Source organism: Ideonella azotifigens (genome assembly GCF_006519715.1).
Classification (GTDB): domain Bacteria; phylum Pseudomonadota; class Gammaproteobacteria; order Burkholderiales; family Burkholderiaceae_C; genus Ideonella; species Ideonella azotifigens.
Genome location: NZ_VIDT01000071.1, coordinates 1 through 14165, shown reverse-complemented (window position 1 = coordinate 14165; position 14165 = coordinate 1). Strand labels below are relative to the sequence as shown.

The window sequence follows — 14165 nt, the reverse complement described above, 5'->3', positions numbered from 1 at the left end:
ACCGTGGTGGTCAACGTGCTGCGGCTGTCGCTGCACCCTGGTGGCCTGGCGCCGCGCATTGCCAACCTGCCCGCGTGGCGCAGCCATTTGCTGGCCCGGCTCGCGCAGCAGATCCAGGCCAGCGGCGACCCGGTGCTGGCTGCACTGGCCGATGAATTGCGCGCCTACCCCTGCCCGGCCGACGACGAGCCGCATGCCGCGCCCGGCATTGCCGTGCCGCTGCAACTGAACACGCCTGCCGGCCTGCTGTCCTTCATCAGCACCACCACGGTTTTCGGCACGCCGGTGGACATCACGCTGTCCGAGCTGGCGATCGAGGCCTTTTTCCCGGCGGACGCGCAGACTGCGCAGGCCTTGCAGGCGCTGATGGCCGCCGAAACCCCGCCTACCCCCGGGACAACCACGAGGTGACAAGGTCGCGTGGGTGACGGACAACCGGACTGGCGCAGGCGATAACGCTTGCCAGGAGACAGACATGAACCACACCCCCGTTCAGGCCGCCGACGGCACCACGACCCACTACCGCATCTGCCCGCTCTGCGAGGCCTGCTGCGGGCTGGACGTGCAGGTGCAGGACGGCAAGGTCATCCGCATCCGCGGCGCGGAGCACGACGTCTTCAGCGCCGGCTTCATCTGCCCCAAGGGCTACGCGCTGAAAGACCTGCACGAAGACCCGGACCGGCTGCGCCAGCCCATGATCAAGCGCAACGGCCAGCATGTGGCGGTGAGCTGGGACGAGGCCTTTGCCGAGGCCGAGCGGCTGCTGAAACCCGTCATCGCCCAGCACGGGCGGGACGCCGTGGCGCTGTCGGTGGGCAACCCTTCGGCCCACAAGATCGGCCTGCTGCTGTACTTCGCCAAGTTCGCGCGCGTGCTGGGCAGCCGCAACATTTTCTCGGCCTCCACGCTGGACCAGATGCCCAAGCAGCTGCAGTCCGGCCTGATGTTCGGCCACTGGCTCAGCGTGGCGGTGCCGGACATCGAACGCTGCGACTACCTACTGGTGCTGGGCGCCAACCCCATGGCCAGCAACGGCAGCATGTGGACCGTGCCCGACTTTCGCGGCAAGGCCAAGGCGCTGCGGGCGCGCGGCGGCAAGCTGGTGGTGATCGACCCGCGCCGCGGCGAAACCGCCGCTGTCGCCGACGCGCACCACTTCATCCGCCCAGGCGGGGACGCCTTCCTGCTGGCCGGCATGCTGCACACGGTGCTGGCCGAAGGCCTGGAAAAGCCCGGACGGCTCGCGCCCATGCTCAAGGGGCTGGACGACGTTCGCCACGCCGTGGCGACGTTTTCGCCCGAGGCGGTGGCCACGCGCTGCGGCGTGCCGGCCGAGTCCATCCGCCAACTGGCGCGAGAGTTCGCCAACACGCCGCGTGCCTGCATCTACGGCCGCATCGGCACCTGCACCCAGCGCTACGGCACCGTGGCCAGCTGGCTGATCGACACGCTGAACGCCGTTACCGGCCACCTGGACAGCGAAGGCGGCGCGATGTTCCCGCAGGCTGCCGCCTTCGCCGCCAACACGCAGGGCAAGCCCGGCCAGGGCCGTGGCGTGACGCGTGGCCGGCACGCCAGCCGGGTCAGCGGCGCGCCCGAGGTCTACGGCGAGCTGCCGATGACGCTGCTGGCCGAGGAGATCGAAACCCCCGGCGACGGCCAGGTGCGTGCGCTGATCAGCGTGGCCAGCAACCCGGTGCTCTCCAGCCCCGGTGGCCCGCGGCTGGCCCAGGCGCTGCAAAAGCTGGACTGCATGATCAGCCTGGACATCTACCTCAACGAGACCACGCAGCACGCGCACGTGATCCTGCCCGGCCTGTCGCCGCTGGAAGAAGCGCACTACGACGTGGCCTTCCCGCAGCTCTCCTTCCGCAACCATGCGCGCCACAGCGCACCAGTCTTCGCCCCGCCTGCAGACCACTCACCCGAATGGCAGACGCTGCTGCGCCTGGCCGCGATGGTCGCGCCCGAGGGCAAGCTGCCGGCCGACCCGCTGCTGGCCGACGACGCCTTGCTCTTGGACGACCTGAATCGCAGCGCCGGCCCACAAGCCCAAGCGCTGATGGCCGCCCTCTCCGCCGACGGCCTGCGCGGCCCCGAGCGGCAACTGGAACTGGCGCTGCGCAGCGGCCCCTATGGCGATCAGTTCGGCCGCAAGCCAGAAGGCCTGACGCTGGCCAAGGTGAAGGCCGCGAACGGCGGCATCGACCTCGGCCCGCTGCAGCCCCGCCTGCCCGAACTGCTGCGCACGCCCAGCGGCAAGGTGGAACTGGCGCCCGCGCTGTGCCTGGCCGACCTGGCCGAAGCCGCGAAGGAACTGGTGCCAGCGACATCGGCAGCATCGAAAGACGAACTGCTGCTGATCGGCCGCCGCGAACTGCGCTCGAACAACAGCTGGATGCACAACCTGCCCACGCTGGCGAAGGGCCCGATGCGCTGCACCGCGCTGGTCCACCCGCAGGACGCCCAGCGCCTGGGCCTGTCAGACGGCGGCCGGGCCGAACTCTCGCGCGGCGGCCAGTCCATTGAGGTGCCTGTGGTGCTGAGCGACGAGATGATGCCCGGCGTGATCAGCCTGCCCCACGGCTGGGGCCACGACCAGCCAGGCACGAAGCTCGGCCTGGCCGCCCAGCGCCCCGGCGCCAACCTGAACGCCGTACTGGACGACACCTTGCGCGACCCGCTCTCGGGCAACGCTGTGCTGTCCGGCGTGGCGGTCAAGGTGCGGGCCTTGCAGCCCGCGGAAGTGACCTGAGGCCTCTGCGCGCCGCTGAACAAGGCTCTCAGGCGCGAAGGCGGCGCCCGGGATCGGTTTCGTGCAGGTGCACCGCCAAGGTGTCCCAGGGCAAGTCCGCCGGAATCTGCTTCAGGATGCGCCCCACCTCGCCGCGGTGGTAGCCGCCATGCGTGACCACGTGCAGCAGCATTTCCTGGCGCGTCATGCAGCCCTGGTCGCCATCGGTGAAGGTGAAGGCAACGGGTTCCGACAGCTGCGCTGGCGTGGCCGTCTCGGCGTAGGTTTGAAACCAGTCGTCCAGGGCCGCCAGCGAAGCGCGCAAGGCCTGCGGCGTGGGCGTCTCGGGCGTGTTGTCGGCCGTGAAGCCATGCGCGGTGCCGGTGAGGTGCGCCTTGAAGATCTGGTTCACCACGAGGCAGTGGTTCAACAGCCGCAAGGCCGTGCGACGTTCCTCGGGATGCCGATCAGCATCCAGGGCTTCAAGCTTCTGCAGGAAGGCATCGTGCGCCCAGGCTTGGTAGCGGAGCAAGGTGGCAAAGATGGCACTGGTGCTCATGGTTCGCATGTCCTTTCAGGTGGCAACGGGGCGCCCTGGCCGACCCCTATCATGAAAGGAAATCTAGGTTCCCGCCGCTGCCATGTCCACTCGCGTTCCCCTTTCGCCGCCAACGCCGCGTCGAGCCCCGCGCCAGGCGCGTTCGCGGGCCTTGGTGGAGGCCATCGTGACGGCAGGCGCTCGCGTTCTGGGCACGCGTGGGTGGACCGGATTCACCACCAACGAGGTGGCCCAGGTGGCCGGCGTCAGCATCGGCTCGCTCTACCAGTACTTCCCGAACAAGGTCGCCCTGGTCGACGCGATCCGCCGCCGGCACCTGGAAACCGTGCTGGCCGCAGTGAGCGCAGGCTGCAATGGCGACAAGCCGGCGGGCCAACTCGTCGACGACCTGGTAGGCGGCCTGATCGCCGCACACAGCATCGAGCCCGAGGTGCATCGCGTGCTGCTGGACGAACTGCCGCGCGCAGGCCAGGCCGACGCCGACAAAGCCGCGTTCATGGCCGAATACCTGGCCAGCTACAAGCTGCTCATCGCCCGCCACTGCGGTGGCGCGCCGGAGGCCGTCAGCGACCTGAGCGCGCAAGTCCTGTCCGCCACCGTCGAGGGCGTGATCCACGACTTCGCACGCCGCGGCATGCTGGACGCGCCGACGCTGCAACAGGAACTGGTTCGGCTGGTGCGGGCCTATCTGCTGGGCCTGCAGGCCCAGGGCATGCCCGTGCTTTCGTCAAACCAGTGACCGCCGCATCAGCACATCGGCGCGAGCGTAGTAGTCGGCCACGGGCAGCTCGTCTCGCGTGATGCGCTCGAAGCCTGCGGCTTCGTAGAGGTGAATGGCCGGCTGCAGGCGCGAGTTGGTGCCGAGGAAAAGGCGGGTGCCACCGAGTTCGGCGGCCCGGGCGATCGCGGCGTCGACCAGCCGGCGGCCGATGCCGGCCCCTTGCGCCTCGGGCACGACCCCCATCTTCGCCATCTCGAAGATGCTGCCTCCGAGGGACAGCAGCGCCACGCATCCCACCACCTCGCCGTCGCCGAGGCGAGCCAGCAACACGTCTCCCCCGTGCGCCAGGATGCGGCCTTGCGGGTCACCCAGCACCCGTTGGTCTTCCTCGGTCAGGGAAAACAGGCGCGAGATCCATGCTTCGTTGATGTTGCGAAATGCCAGCGCGTCAGCGGGTGTGGCGAGGGACGAGACGGTGACTTCGGTTTGGACGTTCGGCATGCGGCAAGCCTAAGTCCGCGGGATTCATGCGTCCAATACAAACGAATGCGCTCATCCATACACTGGAAGTATGGATGCCCGAATCGAACTGCGCCATCTGCGCTATTTCCTGGCCGTGGCCGAAGAACTGCACTTCGGTCGCGCTGCGCACCGCCTGCACATCGCCCAGCCGGCCCTGTCGCAGCAGATCCGCCAGCTCGAAGGGCTGATGCACGTGCCGCTCTTCACGCGCACTTCAAGGGCCGTGGCGCTCACCGAAGCGGGGCGCAGCTTCCGGCCGCGCGCCAGCGAACTGCTTGCGCGGCTGTCGTCCGACCTGGACGAGGCCCAGCGCGTGGCTCGGGGTGAATCCGGCCGCATCGACCTGGCGTTCATCTCCTCTGCCTCCGGCATGCTGAGCGCAATGCTGCGCTGCTTCATCGCGCAGCGCCCGGGCGTGCAGGTGCAACTGCATGAGGGCTTCACCGCGGAGGTGATGGAGCAGCTGGCCCGCGGCACGGCCGACCTCGGCATCGTCCGGGATGCGGAAGCACGCGAAGGCATCGCGCTGACCACGCTGCTCGAAGAGCCGTTCATGGCGGTGCTTTCGACGGACCACCCACTCGCTGCGGCGGCGAGCGTCACCGCCGCAGAGCTGGCCTTGTCACCCCTGGTGCTGTTCCCGTATGCCGCAGGCTCTCTGGCCCATGCCCGCAACCTGCAGCCCTTCCAGGAGGCGGGGCTGGAGCCGGAGATCCGCTTTCGCGGATCGCAATGGCGAACGATCTGCCAGCTCGTGGCCCAGGGCCTGGGGGTCACCGTCGCGCCGGCCAGCGCGGTCGAGCCGCTGCCAGCGGGCGCCAGGGCCATTCCGCTGGGCGCCACCGAGGCCCGTAGTGCCATCCAGATCGCACACCGCGTCGATGACGACAACGGCCTGGTGCGCGCGTTCAAGGCCCTGGCCACCGGCACGGCCGGGCCCGTGACCTGAGCGCGGGGGTCCAGCGCCCTGGCGCTGGTTCACCCAAGCCTGGCCGCTCAGCTGCCCTGCGCAAACGCCTCGTCGAAGAAATAGTCCTTCCACGACGCGGCCTTGTTCTTCAGCACGCCGAGCTTGAAGAGTTCGTCGGCGTAGACGGCCGTGCGGAACGGGACGATGGTGAAGTCGTTTTCGGGGTCTTCGATGATCTTGCGCACGAAGTCCAGCGGGAGCTTGGACTTCTGCGCGCGGATGAAGAGCTGGGCGGCGCGGGTCTTGTCGGCCTTCACGTACTGCTCGGCTTCCTTCAGCGCGGCGTAGAAAGCCTTGTAGGTCTTCGGGTTCTCGTCGTGGAACTTCTGCGTGGTGTAGAGCACGTTGAAGGTCGCCGGGCCGCCGAGGATGTCGTAGCTGCTCAGCACCTTGTGCACCGCCTTGTTGGCGTCCATGGCCTGGTAGTAGAACGGCGCGCTGGAGAAGTGCGAGTTGATCTCCGAGCCGCCGGCAATCAGCGCGGCCGTCGCGTCCGGGTGCGGCAGGCTGACCGAGATGGTGTCGAAGCGCTTGAAGTCGTCCTTGCCGAACTGCTTGGCGGTTTCGATCTGCAGCGTGCGGGACTGGAAGCCAGTGCCTGCGGCCGGCACGGCAATGCGGTCCTTGTCGCTGAAGTCCTTCAGCGTCTTGACCTTGGGGTTGTTGGTGATCAGGTAGTTCGGCAGCGAGCCCAGCGCCGAGATGGCCTTGACGTTCTGCTTGCCCTTGGTGCGGTCCCAAAGTGTCAGCATCGGCGGCACGCCGGCCGAGACGACGTCCAGCGAACCCGACAGCAGCGCCTCGTTCATCGCGGTGGCGCCGGAGATCTGGTTCCACTCCACTTCCACCTCGCCCAGGCCCTGCGCCTTGGCGTGTTTTTCGATCAGCTTCTGGTCCTGCACGACGTCGAGCAGCAGGTAGGCAATGCCGAACTGCTGGGCGATGCGGATAGTGCCTTCGGCCCGTGCAGCCAGCGGGCTGGCGAGCATTGCAACGGCTGCGATCAAGGACGGAATTCGGTACTTCATGGCGGTACTTTTGGAGAGAAACGGAGCGGGTTGGGGACTGGGAATTCGGAGGCGATCACTGGTTCGTGCGCTGCATGCCCCAGCGTTGAACGGTCAGTCTTTCCAGGGTCCGGAAGACCAGCGCTTCGACCACCAGGCCGATGACCACGACCATCGCCAGGCCGGCGAACACGCGGTCGGTGTAGAGCTCGTTGCGGTTCTGGAAGATGTACCAGCCCAACCCGCCCTTGCCGGACGAGGCACCGAACACCAGCTCGGCCGCGATCAGCGTGCGCCATGCAAACGCCCAGCTGATCTTCAGGCCCGAGAGGATGGCCGGCAGCGCCGCGGGTACCAGGATCTGCAGCACGTAGCGCAACCCGCGCAGGCCATAGTTGCGGCCCGCCATGCGCAGGGTTTCGGGCACGGCCTGGAAGCCGGCATGCGTGGCCAATGCAAGCGGCCACAGGACAGAGTGCACCAGCACGAACATCAGGCTGCCCTGGCCCAGGCCAAACCACAGCAGCGCCACCGGCAGCAGCGCAATCGCCGGCAGCGGGTTGAACATGGCCGTCAAGGTGGACAGCAGGTCCCGGCCCACGCGCGTGGCGGCCGCCAGGCTGGTCAGCACAAAGGCCGCGGCGATGCCGATCACGTAGCTCTTCAGCAGCACCGAGAGCGAAATGCCGGTCTTCACCAGCAACTCGCCCGAGGCCACGCCTTCAACGAAGGCGCGCAGCGTCTGCACGAAGGTCGGCAGCAGCAAATCGTTGGCCTGCCAGCGCGCCAGCGCCTCCCACACCGCTGCCAACACGACCAGCACAATGCCGCGGCGCACGCCATCGTGCTGCAGCACGCGGCGCCAGGCCGGCAGCGCGCGCGGCTTGAGGGCCGGCGGCGCGGCGCTCAGCACATATTCCACATCCGGCCGAACGGTCAATACAGCGGCGTTCATGCTTCCACTCCTGCGGCCGCGCGCGGCGTTTCAAACAGCAGGCCGTGGATGCGCTGCGTGGTGGCCTGGAAGTCGGCGCTGCCGGCGTTGTTGAAGCCGAAGCGCTCGCTGTCGATCTCGGCACGCAGGCGGCCAGGGTGCGGCGACAGGATGGCGATGCGGTTGCCCACCACCAGCGCTTCTTCGATCGCGTGCGTCACGAACACCAGCGTGAAGCGGAACTCGTCCCACAGCGCGAGCAGCTCGTCCTGCATGCGGCGGCGGGTCAGCGCATCCAGCGCGGCGAAAGGCTCGTCCATCAGCAGCAGCTCGGGCTGCATGGCCAGCGCACGGGCAATCGCCACGCGCTGCTTCATGCCGCCGGAGAGCTGGTGCGGATAAGCGTCCGCGAACTTGGCCAGGCCGACCTTGGCGAGGTACAGCTCGGCCCGTTCGGCCGCTTCCTTGCGGCCGCAGCGGCGCGCCGCCAGCAGCGGAAACAGCACGTTTTCGCGCACCGTTTTCCACGGCGGCAGCTGGTCGAATTCCTGGAACACCACCGCCCGGTCAGGCCCCGGCTGCGTGATGCGCCGGCCGGCCAGCGTGATGCTGCCTTCGCTGGGCGTGACGAAGCCGCCAATCGCCTTCAGCAAGGTGGACTTGCCGCAGCCCGAGGCGCCCAGCAGCACGAAGCGGTCGCCCTGCATCACGCTGAGGCTGATTTGATGCGTGGCGCGCACCCAGTGCTCGCCTTGTGGGTAGTCGATGCTGACCTGGGCCAGCTGCAACAGCGGCGTGGCGGACAGGGCCTGGGGCGGCGCATCGGCGCCAGGTTGGGTCAAGGGCAACTGCATGGTCAAAGCCTTCAAAACGGTGCGTCGCCTTCGACAGTCGTGCGATTCAGGCGGCGGCGCAGATGGTCCGGCGTGCCTGCCGCCAAATGCATCACCGAGCGGTTGTCCCAGAACACCATGTCGTGCGGCTGCCAGACGTGGCGGTAGACGAACTGCGGCTGCACGCTGAAGGCGAACAGCTCGGCCAGCAGCGCGGCGCTTTCCTCTTCCGGCAGGCCGACGATGCGGGTCGTGAAATGCTCGCTCACGAACAGCGCCTTGCGGCCCGTCTCCGGGTGCGTGCGCACCACCGGATGCACCGCAGGCGGCACCTCGGCCAGTTGCGCGGCGGTCAGCTTGGGCCGCCACGGGCTCTTGGCGCGCAGCTCCTCGTACTTGGCCAAGTAGCTGTGCTCGGCCTTCAGGTCGGCAATGCGCGCCTTCAGGTCTTCGGGCAGTGCGTCGTAGGCCGCATGCTGGTTGGCGAACAAGGTGTCGCCACCCTCTTCCGGCAGCTCCTGCGCGTGCAGCAGCGAGCCCAGGCTGGGCGTTTCCTTGTACGACAGGTCCGAGTGCCAATACTGGCCCGCATCGCCCAGCCCAATCGGCTGGCCCTGCTCGTTCTTGATGTTCGAGACGACCAGGATCTCCGGGTGCCCGGCCAGCTGGAAGTTCTTCAGCACATGGATCTGCAGCGGCCCGAAGCGCCGGCTGAAGTCCACGTGCTGCTGCGGCGTGATGCGCTGGTCGCGGAACACCAGCACATGGTGGTCCAGGTGCGCCTGGTGGATGCGCCGGAAATCAGCCTCGCCCAGCGGCAGGTTCAGGTCCAGCCCAATGACCTCGGCGCCGACGCCGCTGGGGCTCTCAGACAGGCTGCGGATCTGGATCTCTTGCGGCGCGGCCGCGGGGTCACCCGGGGTGGCAGTCAATACAGCAGACATGGGGCCATGAGTTTTGTGTCGTCGAAGCGGCCACTCTAGAAGCGCAGCGCGTATCGGCGAACAAAGCTTTCCGGCATAGGCCATGCGGGATTCGAGTAAGTCGTCAGACAACCTTGTGCGCCCCGCTTTTGTCAGGCTTGACTCTGTCGATTACATGCGTAATCATCGCTTCATGTTTACACCTGTAATCGAAACACCATGACTCCACCCGTCTCACCCGTCAGCGACGCCGAAGCCCAGGTCATGGAAGTGCTCTGGCAATCCAGCCCGCGCAGCACTGACGAGATTGCCGCTTCCCTGCAAGGCCAGCGTGAATGGCAGATCGCCACCATCAAGACGCTGCTGAATCGGCTGTTGAAGAAAGGCGCCGTGGCGGCAGAGAAGGACGGCAGGCGCTACCTCTACAGCGCCGTGCTGTCGCGCGAGGCTTGGCTCAGCCACCAGAGCCTGGGCCTGGTGGACCGTCTGTTCAATGGCAGGCTGGCGCCCCTGGTGGCGCACTTTGGCGCAGAGCGCGGGCTGTCGCAGGCCGACGTGGACGCATTGAAGGCGCTGGTGCGCACATACGAGAAAGCGCCCAAGCCATGACCGCCGCACGTTTCGTGGATGTGCTTGCGAGCCAAAGCCTTTGGCTGAGCGCGCTGGTGCTGGTGACCGGTCTGGTGCAGCGTGTGCTGCTGCACCGCTTCGGCGCCGGGCCGGTACTGGCAACTTGGTGGCTGGTGCCGCTCGGTCTGCTTGCCACCTGGTTGCCGGCGGCGCGCGTGCCGGCAGACCTGGCGCTGGTGCAGTGGCTGCAGTCCCCGGTGATCATGGTGCCCCAGGTGCGTGGGCCGCACACCGCCCCGCCCTCCTCGTCGCCCGCCGTGGCAATCGGCTTGGCCGTTCTGTGGGCCGCGGGCGTGGTCACATCCCTTGCTGTGGCCTGGCGAGCCCAGCACCGCTACCTCAGTTCCCTGCGCCGGGCCGCTGTCGGCCCATGGCGCGCACCTGCTGGCAGCAGCCCGGCCGAGGCCGGCGTGTGGCACAGCCTTCTGGTGTTACCGGAAGACTTTGAGCAGCGCTTCAGTCCCGCCGAGCAAGCCCTGGTGCTGGCACACGAAGCCGTGCACATCCGGCAACACGACAACGCCTGGCGCTTACTGGCGCTGCTGCTGTGCGCGATGCACTGGTTCAACCCGCTGGCCTGGCGCGCGGCGCGCCGCTTTCGGCAGCACCAGGAACTGGCTTGCGACGCCGCTGTGCTGCGCCAACAACCAAAAGCGCTGGCCACCTACGCCAATGCGCTGATGAAGTCACACGCCCCGGTTACCGAAGTTCCCACCGCCAGCAGCGCCTGGCATTCCACCCACCCCTTGATCGAAAGAGTCCACATGCTCGAACTTCATGCCACCCACGCTGCCCGCCAGCCCGCTGGCCGATGGCTGGCCGCCACACTCGCCGTGCTCGGTGCTGGCGCCGTCTACGCCACCCAAGTCCAGCCCACGGAACCGGCCGCCAAGACGACTTCGGTGATGCTCACGCTGAACCTCATCAACGACGGGCTGCCTGGCGGCTCGCCGCAGGTGCTGACCCAACTCGGTCAACCGGCCACGGTCCGGGTGTCGCCCAAGGATGGCACGCCCGGCGCGAGCTGGGAGATCGAGCTCGTGACCACCCAACTGGCCGATGGCCGGCTGCAGGTCGAAAGCCGCTACCGCACCGGCGAGCCTGCCCAGGATGTGGCGAGGTACACCCAGGTCATGGCGTCGGACCAACCGTTCCAGTTCGTCGTGGTCTCAGACGAGCATGTGCTGAGTGGCAATCAGACGGCGCGCCTGCTTGCAGCACGCTGAACGCACCGCTCAGCGCTTGCCCTTCGCCTTCACCGTCATGTCCGCCGGCGCCACCGGCCCCTTCACCGCGGCCTGGGCCAGCTTGAAGAACACGTCGGTGTTGTCGATCACGCCGACGAAGCTGAAGGCGCCGGGGCCGAAGGCGGACAGCGGCACGTCGGTGGCGGTGTGCACGGCCGATTCGCCGGGGACCTGGCCCGTGATCAGGTAGTTGCCCAGGCCGTCGCGTTCGGCCGGGTTTTCGGGGTACCACTTCAGCGGCTCGGCCTTCACCAGCGGCTGCTGACTGTCTTTCACGGGCTGCGGGTTGCTGCGCCAGTCTTCGTAGCGGTCGGCATTGGCGCCGTAGGCCACCAGCAGGCGGAAGTCGATGTCGGTGGTTTCGGGGTAGCCGTCGGCGGCAATGCGGTACTTCGGGAATCCGGCCTGCTCGTAGACGCCCACGACCTTGTCGCGCAGGTTGGCCGAACCGCCGGCCTTGCCGAGCTGCTGCAGCACGGCGTCGGTCACGCGGCTGGCGCCGATCAGCGCGGCGCCAGAGCATTCGTGGTCGGCCGTGACGATGACCAGCGTGTCGCCGCGGTCGCGGGCGAAGTCCTGCGCCACCTGCACCGTGCGGTCGAACTCGATGGTGTCCAGCATCCAGCGCTCGGTGTCCATGTTGTGCGCCTGCTTGTCGATGGACGCGCCTTCGATCATCAGCACGAAACCTTGCGTCTGGCGGGCCAGCGTGGACAGGGCCTTCTCGGCCATTTCGTCGAGCATGGGCTGGTCGGGGAAGCCGTAATCGTCGACCACGCTGCCGGTCAGGCCCTGCTTCTTGCCGCGCCGGCCGTCGATCTTGTCCAGCGCCACGTTCATGTTGGACAGCGAGAACAGGCCCAGCAGCTTGCCACCCTTGGCGGCGTCCAGCTCGGTCTTGCTGGCGGCGTACTGGAAGCCGGCGCCCTGGAAGTCCTTGATCAGGTCGCGGTCCTTGTCCAGCGCGCCGGGCGAAATGCCCCAGCGCTTGGCGATCTCGGCGCGGTGCGGGTCGGCCGCGTCGAACACGTAGTCGGTCTTGTCGCCGCGGGCCGAGCCCGGCGTGGCAGACGGCAGGAACCACTTGCGGCCGCCGCCCATCAGCACGGTCAGCCCGGTGGCACCCCGGTCGTCGAAGAACTGGTCGACGATGCCGGTGCCAGCGCCGCGGTTGCTGGTGTGCACCGCATTGCCGGCCGGCGTGGCGTCGAACACATCGGCCGTGGTGACGATGCCCAGCGCCTTGCCCTGCGTGCGGTGCAGGTACTCCGAGAGGTACTCGATGCGCGGGTTGTCGAAGGCGTCCGTCGTGTCGTCCGGGAACACGCCTTCTTCATTGTTGTTGTTCTTGTTGCCCAGCACGTAGGAGGTCATGCCCGGCGAAGAGTCGGTCACCACCGAGTTCAGCGACGAGGTCTTGACCAGCGCAGTCGCCGGGAAGGTGTCCATCGCCAGCGGCGCGATGGCCTTGCCCTGCGCGTAGCCGTTCTTCACGATGCGCGCTGCCGTGCGCTGCGCCGCGCCCATGCCGTCGCCCAGCAGGATGATCACATTCTTGACCGGCTTGCCCTGCGGCGTGTTGAACGGGATCACATCGAAATTACCCCGTGCGCTGAGCGTCTGCCCATCGTCCTGCTCAGCCTCGATGCTGAACTCATGCCGCCCGGTGGCCGCCACGCTGAACGCGCGCAGCGAAGCGATCACCGCATTCGCGGGCACGCCCGTAGCGCAACCGCTGGCGCAGTCGCGCAGGGTCACGTTGCCCGCCACCGGCTTGCCGTCCAGCAGGAAGCGCGCAGCGCGCAGGCTGCGGCCTGCATCGGGCCGCAAGGTGGCCTGCAGGTCGAAACGCTGGCCGGGCAGGAAGCGCGCAATCACCGGCTCGGGCCGGCCCGAGCTGAACAACTCGCTCGGCGGCGTGAGCCGGCTCACGCTCGGCGCGGCGATGGCGCCGAGTGGCGCCAGTGCCAGCACGGCGATCAACTTGAGACGGTGAAGGCGGTCAGCGTTCATGGTGGGCATGGGTTGGATTGGATGAATGTCTTGTGCGAATTCAGGGCTGGGCCAGCTGCAGTTCCAGCCAGGCAACACGCCCGTCCGGCGCCACCGTGCGCCCGTAATGCAACCTGCCCTGCAGCTCGATCAACCCAGGCTGATGCGGCAGCACCCGCGAAGCATCCGGCAGCCGCACCAGCACCGTGGCCGGCGGCAAGTCATCCGCATCCCCATCCGCGTGCTCGCTCATCTGCACCGGCCGCGCCGTCAGAAGGAAAGCACCCGGCGCCGGGTCTTCCTGCGCGACCATCCAGCCGACCAGGCGCACCTGCTGGTCCTGCGCCGCGAGCAGGCGCTCGGTGGGCTGCAGGCCGGCCGCGCCGACGGGGGTCTGGAAGAAATCGGCGAAGCGGAGGGTTTGGGGGGCGTTGTCCGCGGCTTGGGCGGAGGAGAAACCACATGCCAGCACCAGGCTGGCGGCCAGGAAACTCAAGCGGAGGTTGTTCGGCATCTTGGGGGCGTAGATCAACAGCGCATCATCGAGGCTCAGCATGACCAAACGGTGACAGCGCGGTCGGAGTACCGGGAGGTAAAACGTCGACGAGAAGCCCGCCTGTGAAAACCGGGCTCGCGCGGCCATCCGCGCCAGCATCCTCATCCGTTCACCAAGGCTCACCAACACGTGGCTTCGACGCCGGTAACATCGCCCTCCCCGAGGCAGGAGCCGGTGCCATGAGAAGAATCGCATTCGCCACGCTTTACCGCGCCAGCCCGCGTGAACGGCAGTGCGTGGTCGAGATCGTCGAGCTGGACCTGCCGGCACAGGCTTCCAACCGCTACGTCGTGACGCTGCGCCAGGGCCTGCTGAAGGGCGGCGTGGTGCTTGAGCCGCAGGAGTCTTCGCTGACGGCAACGCCGTGCACGCTGGACGAGGCCCTACGCCGCGCGACTGACTTCATTCAACGCCGGCTTGCCGCGGGAGAACGGCTGCAACAGCACCAGGGCCTGCCCGGTCTCTCCACCGCTGAATCGCTTGCGCCATCCAGCCCCCGTGCCGCAAAGGCGCCGGCCAGTGACGCCGTGCCGCCCA

Annotated in this window: 15 protein-coding genes; 7 read left to right on the top strand and 8 right to left on the bottom strand. The window is 67.8% G+C overall.

Annotation, left to right across the window (positions count from 1 at the left end; all coding sequences use genetic code 11):
- Both FKP22_RS07210 and FKP22_RS07205 read left to right on the top strand, forming a co-directional pair.
- A partial coding sequence (locus FKP22_RS07210; RefSeq protein ID WP_445663746.1) for an MmyB family transcriptional regulator occupies nt 1–411 on the top strand: 411 nt, incomplete at its 5' end.
- Between the two features lie 64 nt (nt 412–475).
- The gene (locus FKP22_RS07205; protein WP_141286587.1) at nt 476–2755 is read left to right on the top strand and encodes a molybdopterin-dependent oxidoreductase; all 2280 of its coding nucleotides are present in this window, start codon (nt 476–478) and stop codon (nt 2753–2755) included.
- Between the two features lie 28 nt (nt 2756–2783).
- Here FKP22_RS07205 and FKP22_RS07200 read toward each other — a convergent pair whose 3' ends face one another.
- Nucleotides 2784–3293 carry a DinB family protein gene (locus FKP22_RS07200; protein ID WP_141286585.1) on the bottom strand — a complete coding sequence of 170 codons (510 nt, stop codon included), beginning with the start codon at nt 3291–3293 and terminating at the stop codon, nt 2784–2786.
- Nucleotides 3294–3459: 166 nt separating this feature from the next.
- Between FKP22_RS07200 and FKP22_RS07195 the strand changes: the two genes are divergently transcribed.
- Complete coding sequence (locus FKP22_RS07195; RefSeq protein WP_231011145.1) at nt 3460–4032, top strand: TetR/AcrR family transcriptional regulator; 573 nt, start codon at nt 3460–3462, stop codon at nt 4030–4032.
- Here the strand turns inward: FKP22_RS07195 and FKP22_RS07190 are convergent.
- On the bottom strand, nt 4021–4515 hold the full coding sequence (locus tag FKP22_RS07190) for a GNAT family N-acetyltransferase (protein WP_141286581.1): 495 nt from the start codon (nt 4513–4515) through the stop codon (nt 4021–4023). The genes FKP22_RS07195 and FKP22_RS07190 overlap by 12 nt on opposite strands.
- Nucleotides 4516–4585: 70 nt before the next feature.
- Here FKP22_RS07190 and FKP22_RS07185 point away from each other — a divergent pair, with 70 nt between their 5' ends.
- On the top strand, nt 4586–5485 hold the full coding sequence (locus FKP22_RS07185; RefSeq protein ID WP_141286579.1) for a LysR substrate-binding domain-containing protein: 900 nt from the start codon (nt 4586–4588) through the stop codon (nt 5483–5485).
- 47 nt (nt 5486–5532) lie between these two features.
- Here the strand turns inward: FKP22_RS07185 and FKP22_RS07180 are convergent, their stop codons facing one another.
- The 4 genes from FKP22_RS07180 to FKP22_RS07165 are packed head-to-tail and all read right to left on the bottom strand — an operon-like array spanning nt 5533 to nt 9224.
- A complete protein-coding gene (locus tag FKP22_RS07180) occupies nt 5533–6534 on the bottom strand; it encodes an ABC transporter substrate-binding protein (RefSeq protein ID WP_141286577.1) in 1002 nt (333 codons plus the stop codon).
- Between the two features lie 55 nt (nt 6535–6589).
- Nucleotides 6590–7468, bottom strand: coding sequence for an ABC transporter permease (locus tag FKP22_RS07175; protein WP_141286575.1), 879 nt, complete (start codon nt 7466–7468; stop codon nt 6590–6592).
- Complete coding sequence (locus FKP22_RS07170; protein WP_141286573.1) at nt 7465–8301, bottom strand: ABC transporter ATP-binding protein; 837 nt, start codon at nt 8299–8301, stop codon at nt 7465–7467. The genes FKP22_RS07175 and FKP22_RS07170 overlap by 4 nt, the downstream gene beginning before the upstream one ends.
- An 11-nt stretch (nt 8302–8312) precedes the next feature.
- Entirely contained in the window at nt 8313–9224 is a 912-nt protein-coding gene (locus FKP22_RS07165; protein ID WP_141286571.1) for a TauD/TfdA dioxygenase family protein, read from the bottom strand.
- Between the two features lie 198 nt (nt 9225–9422).
- On the opposite strand from FKP22_RS07165, the gene FKP22_RS07160 reads away from it, so the two are divergent.
- Both FKP22_RS07160 and FKP22_RS07155 read left to right on the top strand, forming a co-directional pair.
- On the top strand, nt 9423–9812 hold the full coding sequence (locus FKP22_RS07160) for a BlaI/MecI/CopY family transcriptional regulator (protein ID WP_141286569.1): 390 nt from the start codon (nt 9423–9425) through the stop codon (nt 9810–9812).
- Nucleotides 9809–11059: a M56 family metallopeptidase gene (locus tag FKP22_RS07155; protein WP_141286567.1), complete on the top strand. Its 1251-nt coding sequence runs from the start codon at nt 9809–9811 to the stop codon at nt 11057–11059. Before FKP22_RS07160 ends, FKP22_RS07155 begins: the two co-directional genes overlap by 4 nt.
- Nucleotides 11060–11068: 9 nt before the next feature.
- On the opposite strand, the gene FKP22_RS07150 is transcribed toward FKP22_RS07155, so the two are convergent.
- Together FKP22_RS07150 and FKP22_RS07145 are read right to left on the bottom strand one after the other, a co-directional pair.
- Nucleotides 11069–13093, bottom strand: coding sequence for an alkaline phosphatase (locus FKP22_RS07150; RefSeq protein WP_141286565.1), 2025 nt, complete (start codon nt 13091–13093; stop codon nt 11069–11071).
- A gap of 40 nt (nt 13094–13133) precedes the next feature.
- Nucleotides 13134–13757, bottom strand: coding sequence for a hypothetical protein (locus FKP22_RS07145; RefSeq protein ID WP_141286563.1), 624 nt, complete (start codon nt 13755–13757; stop codon nt 13134–13136).
- A gap of 50 nt (nt 13758–13807) precedes the next feature.
- Between FKP22_RS07145 and FKP22_RS07140 the strand changes: the two genes are divergently transcribed.
- The coding region (locus FKP22_RS07140) for a hypothetical protein (protein WP_375140563.1) at nt 13808–14165 on the top strand (358 nt) is incomplete at its 3' end.

Bases quoted from the DNA above. Each gene is read 5' to 3' on its own strand.
- FKP22_RS07205 (WP_141286587.1), top strand. From the start codon at position 476: ATGAACCACACCCCCGTTCAGGCCGCCGACGGCACCACGACCCACTAC.
- FKP22_RS07200 (WP_141286585.1), bottom strand. From the start codon at position 3,293: ATGAGCACCAGTGCCATCTTTGCCACCTTGCTCCGCTACCAAGCCTGG.
- FKP22_RS07190 (WP_141286581.1), bottom strand. From the start codon at position 4,515: ATGCCGAACGTCCAAACCGAAGTCACCGTCTCGTCCCTCGCCACACCC.
- FKP22_RS07185 (WP_141286579.1), top strand. From the start codon at position 4,586: ATGGATGCCCGAATCGAACTGCGCCATCTGCGCTATTTCCTGGCCGTG.
- FKP22_RS07180 (WP_141286577.1), bottom strand. From the start codon at position 6,534: ATGAAGTACCGAATTCCGTCCTTGATCGCAGCCGTTGCAATGCTCGCC.
- FKP22_RS07175 (WP_141286575.1), bottom strand. From the start codon at position 7,468: ATGAACGCCGCTGTATTGACCGTTCGGCCGGATGTGGAATATGTGCTG.
- FKP22_RS07170 (WP_141286573.1), bottom strand. From the start codon at position 8,301: ATGCAGTTGCCCTTGACCCAACCTGGCGCCGATGCGCCGCCCCAGGCC.
- FKP22_RS07165 (WP_141286571.1), bottom strand. From the start codon at position 9,224: ATGTCTGCTGTATTGACTGCCACCCCGGGTGACCCCGCGGCCGCGCCG.
- FKP22_RS07160 (WP_141286569.1), top strand. From the start codon at position 9,423: ATGACTCCACCCGTCTCACCCGTCAGCGACGCCGAAGCCCAGGTCATG.
- FKP22_RS07155 (WP_141286567.1), top strand. From the start codon at position 9,809: ATGACCGCCGCACGTTTCGTGGATGTGCTTGCGAGCCAAAGCCTTTGG.
- FKP22_RS07150 (WP_141286565.1), bottom strand. From the start codon at position 13,093: ATGAACGCTGACCGCCTTCACCGTCTCAAGTTGATCGCCGTGCTGGCA.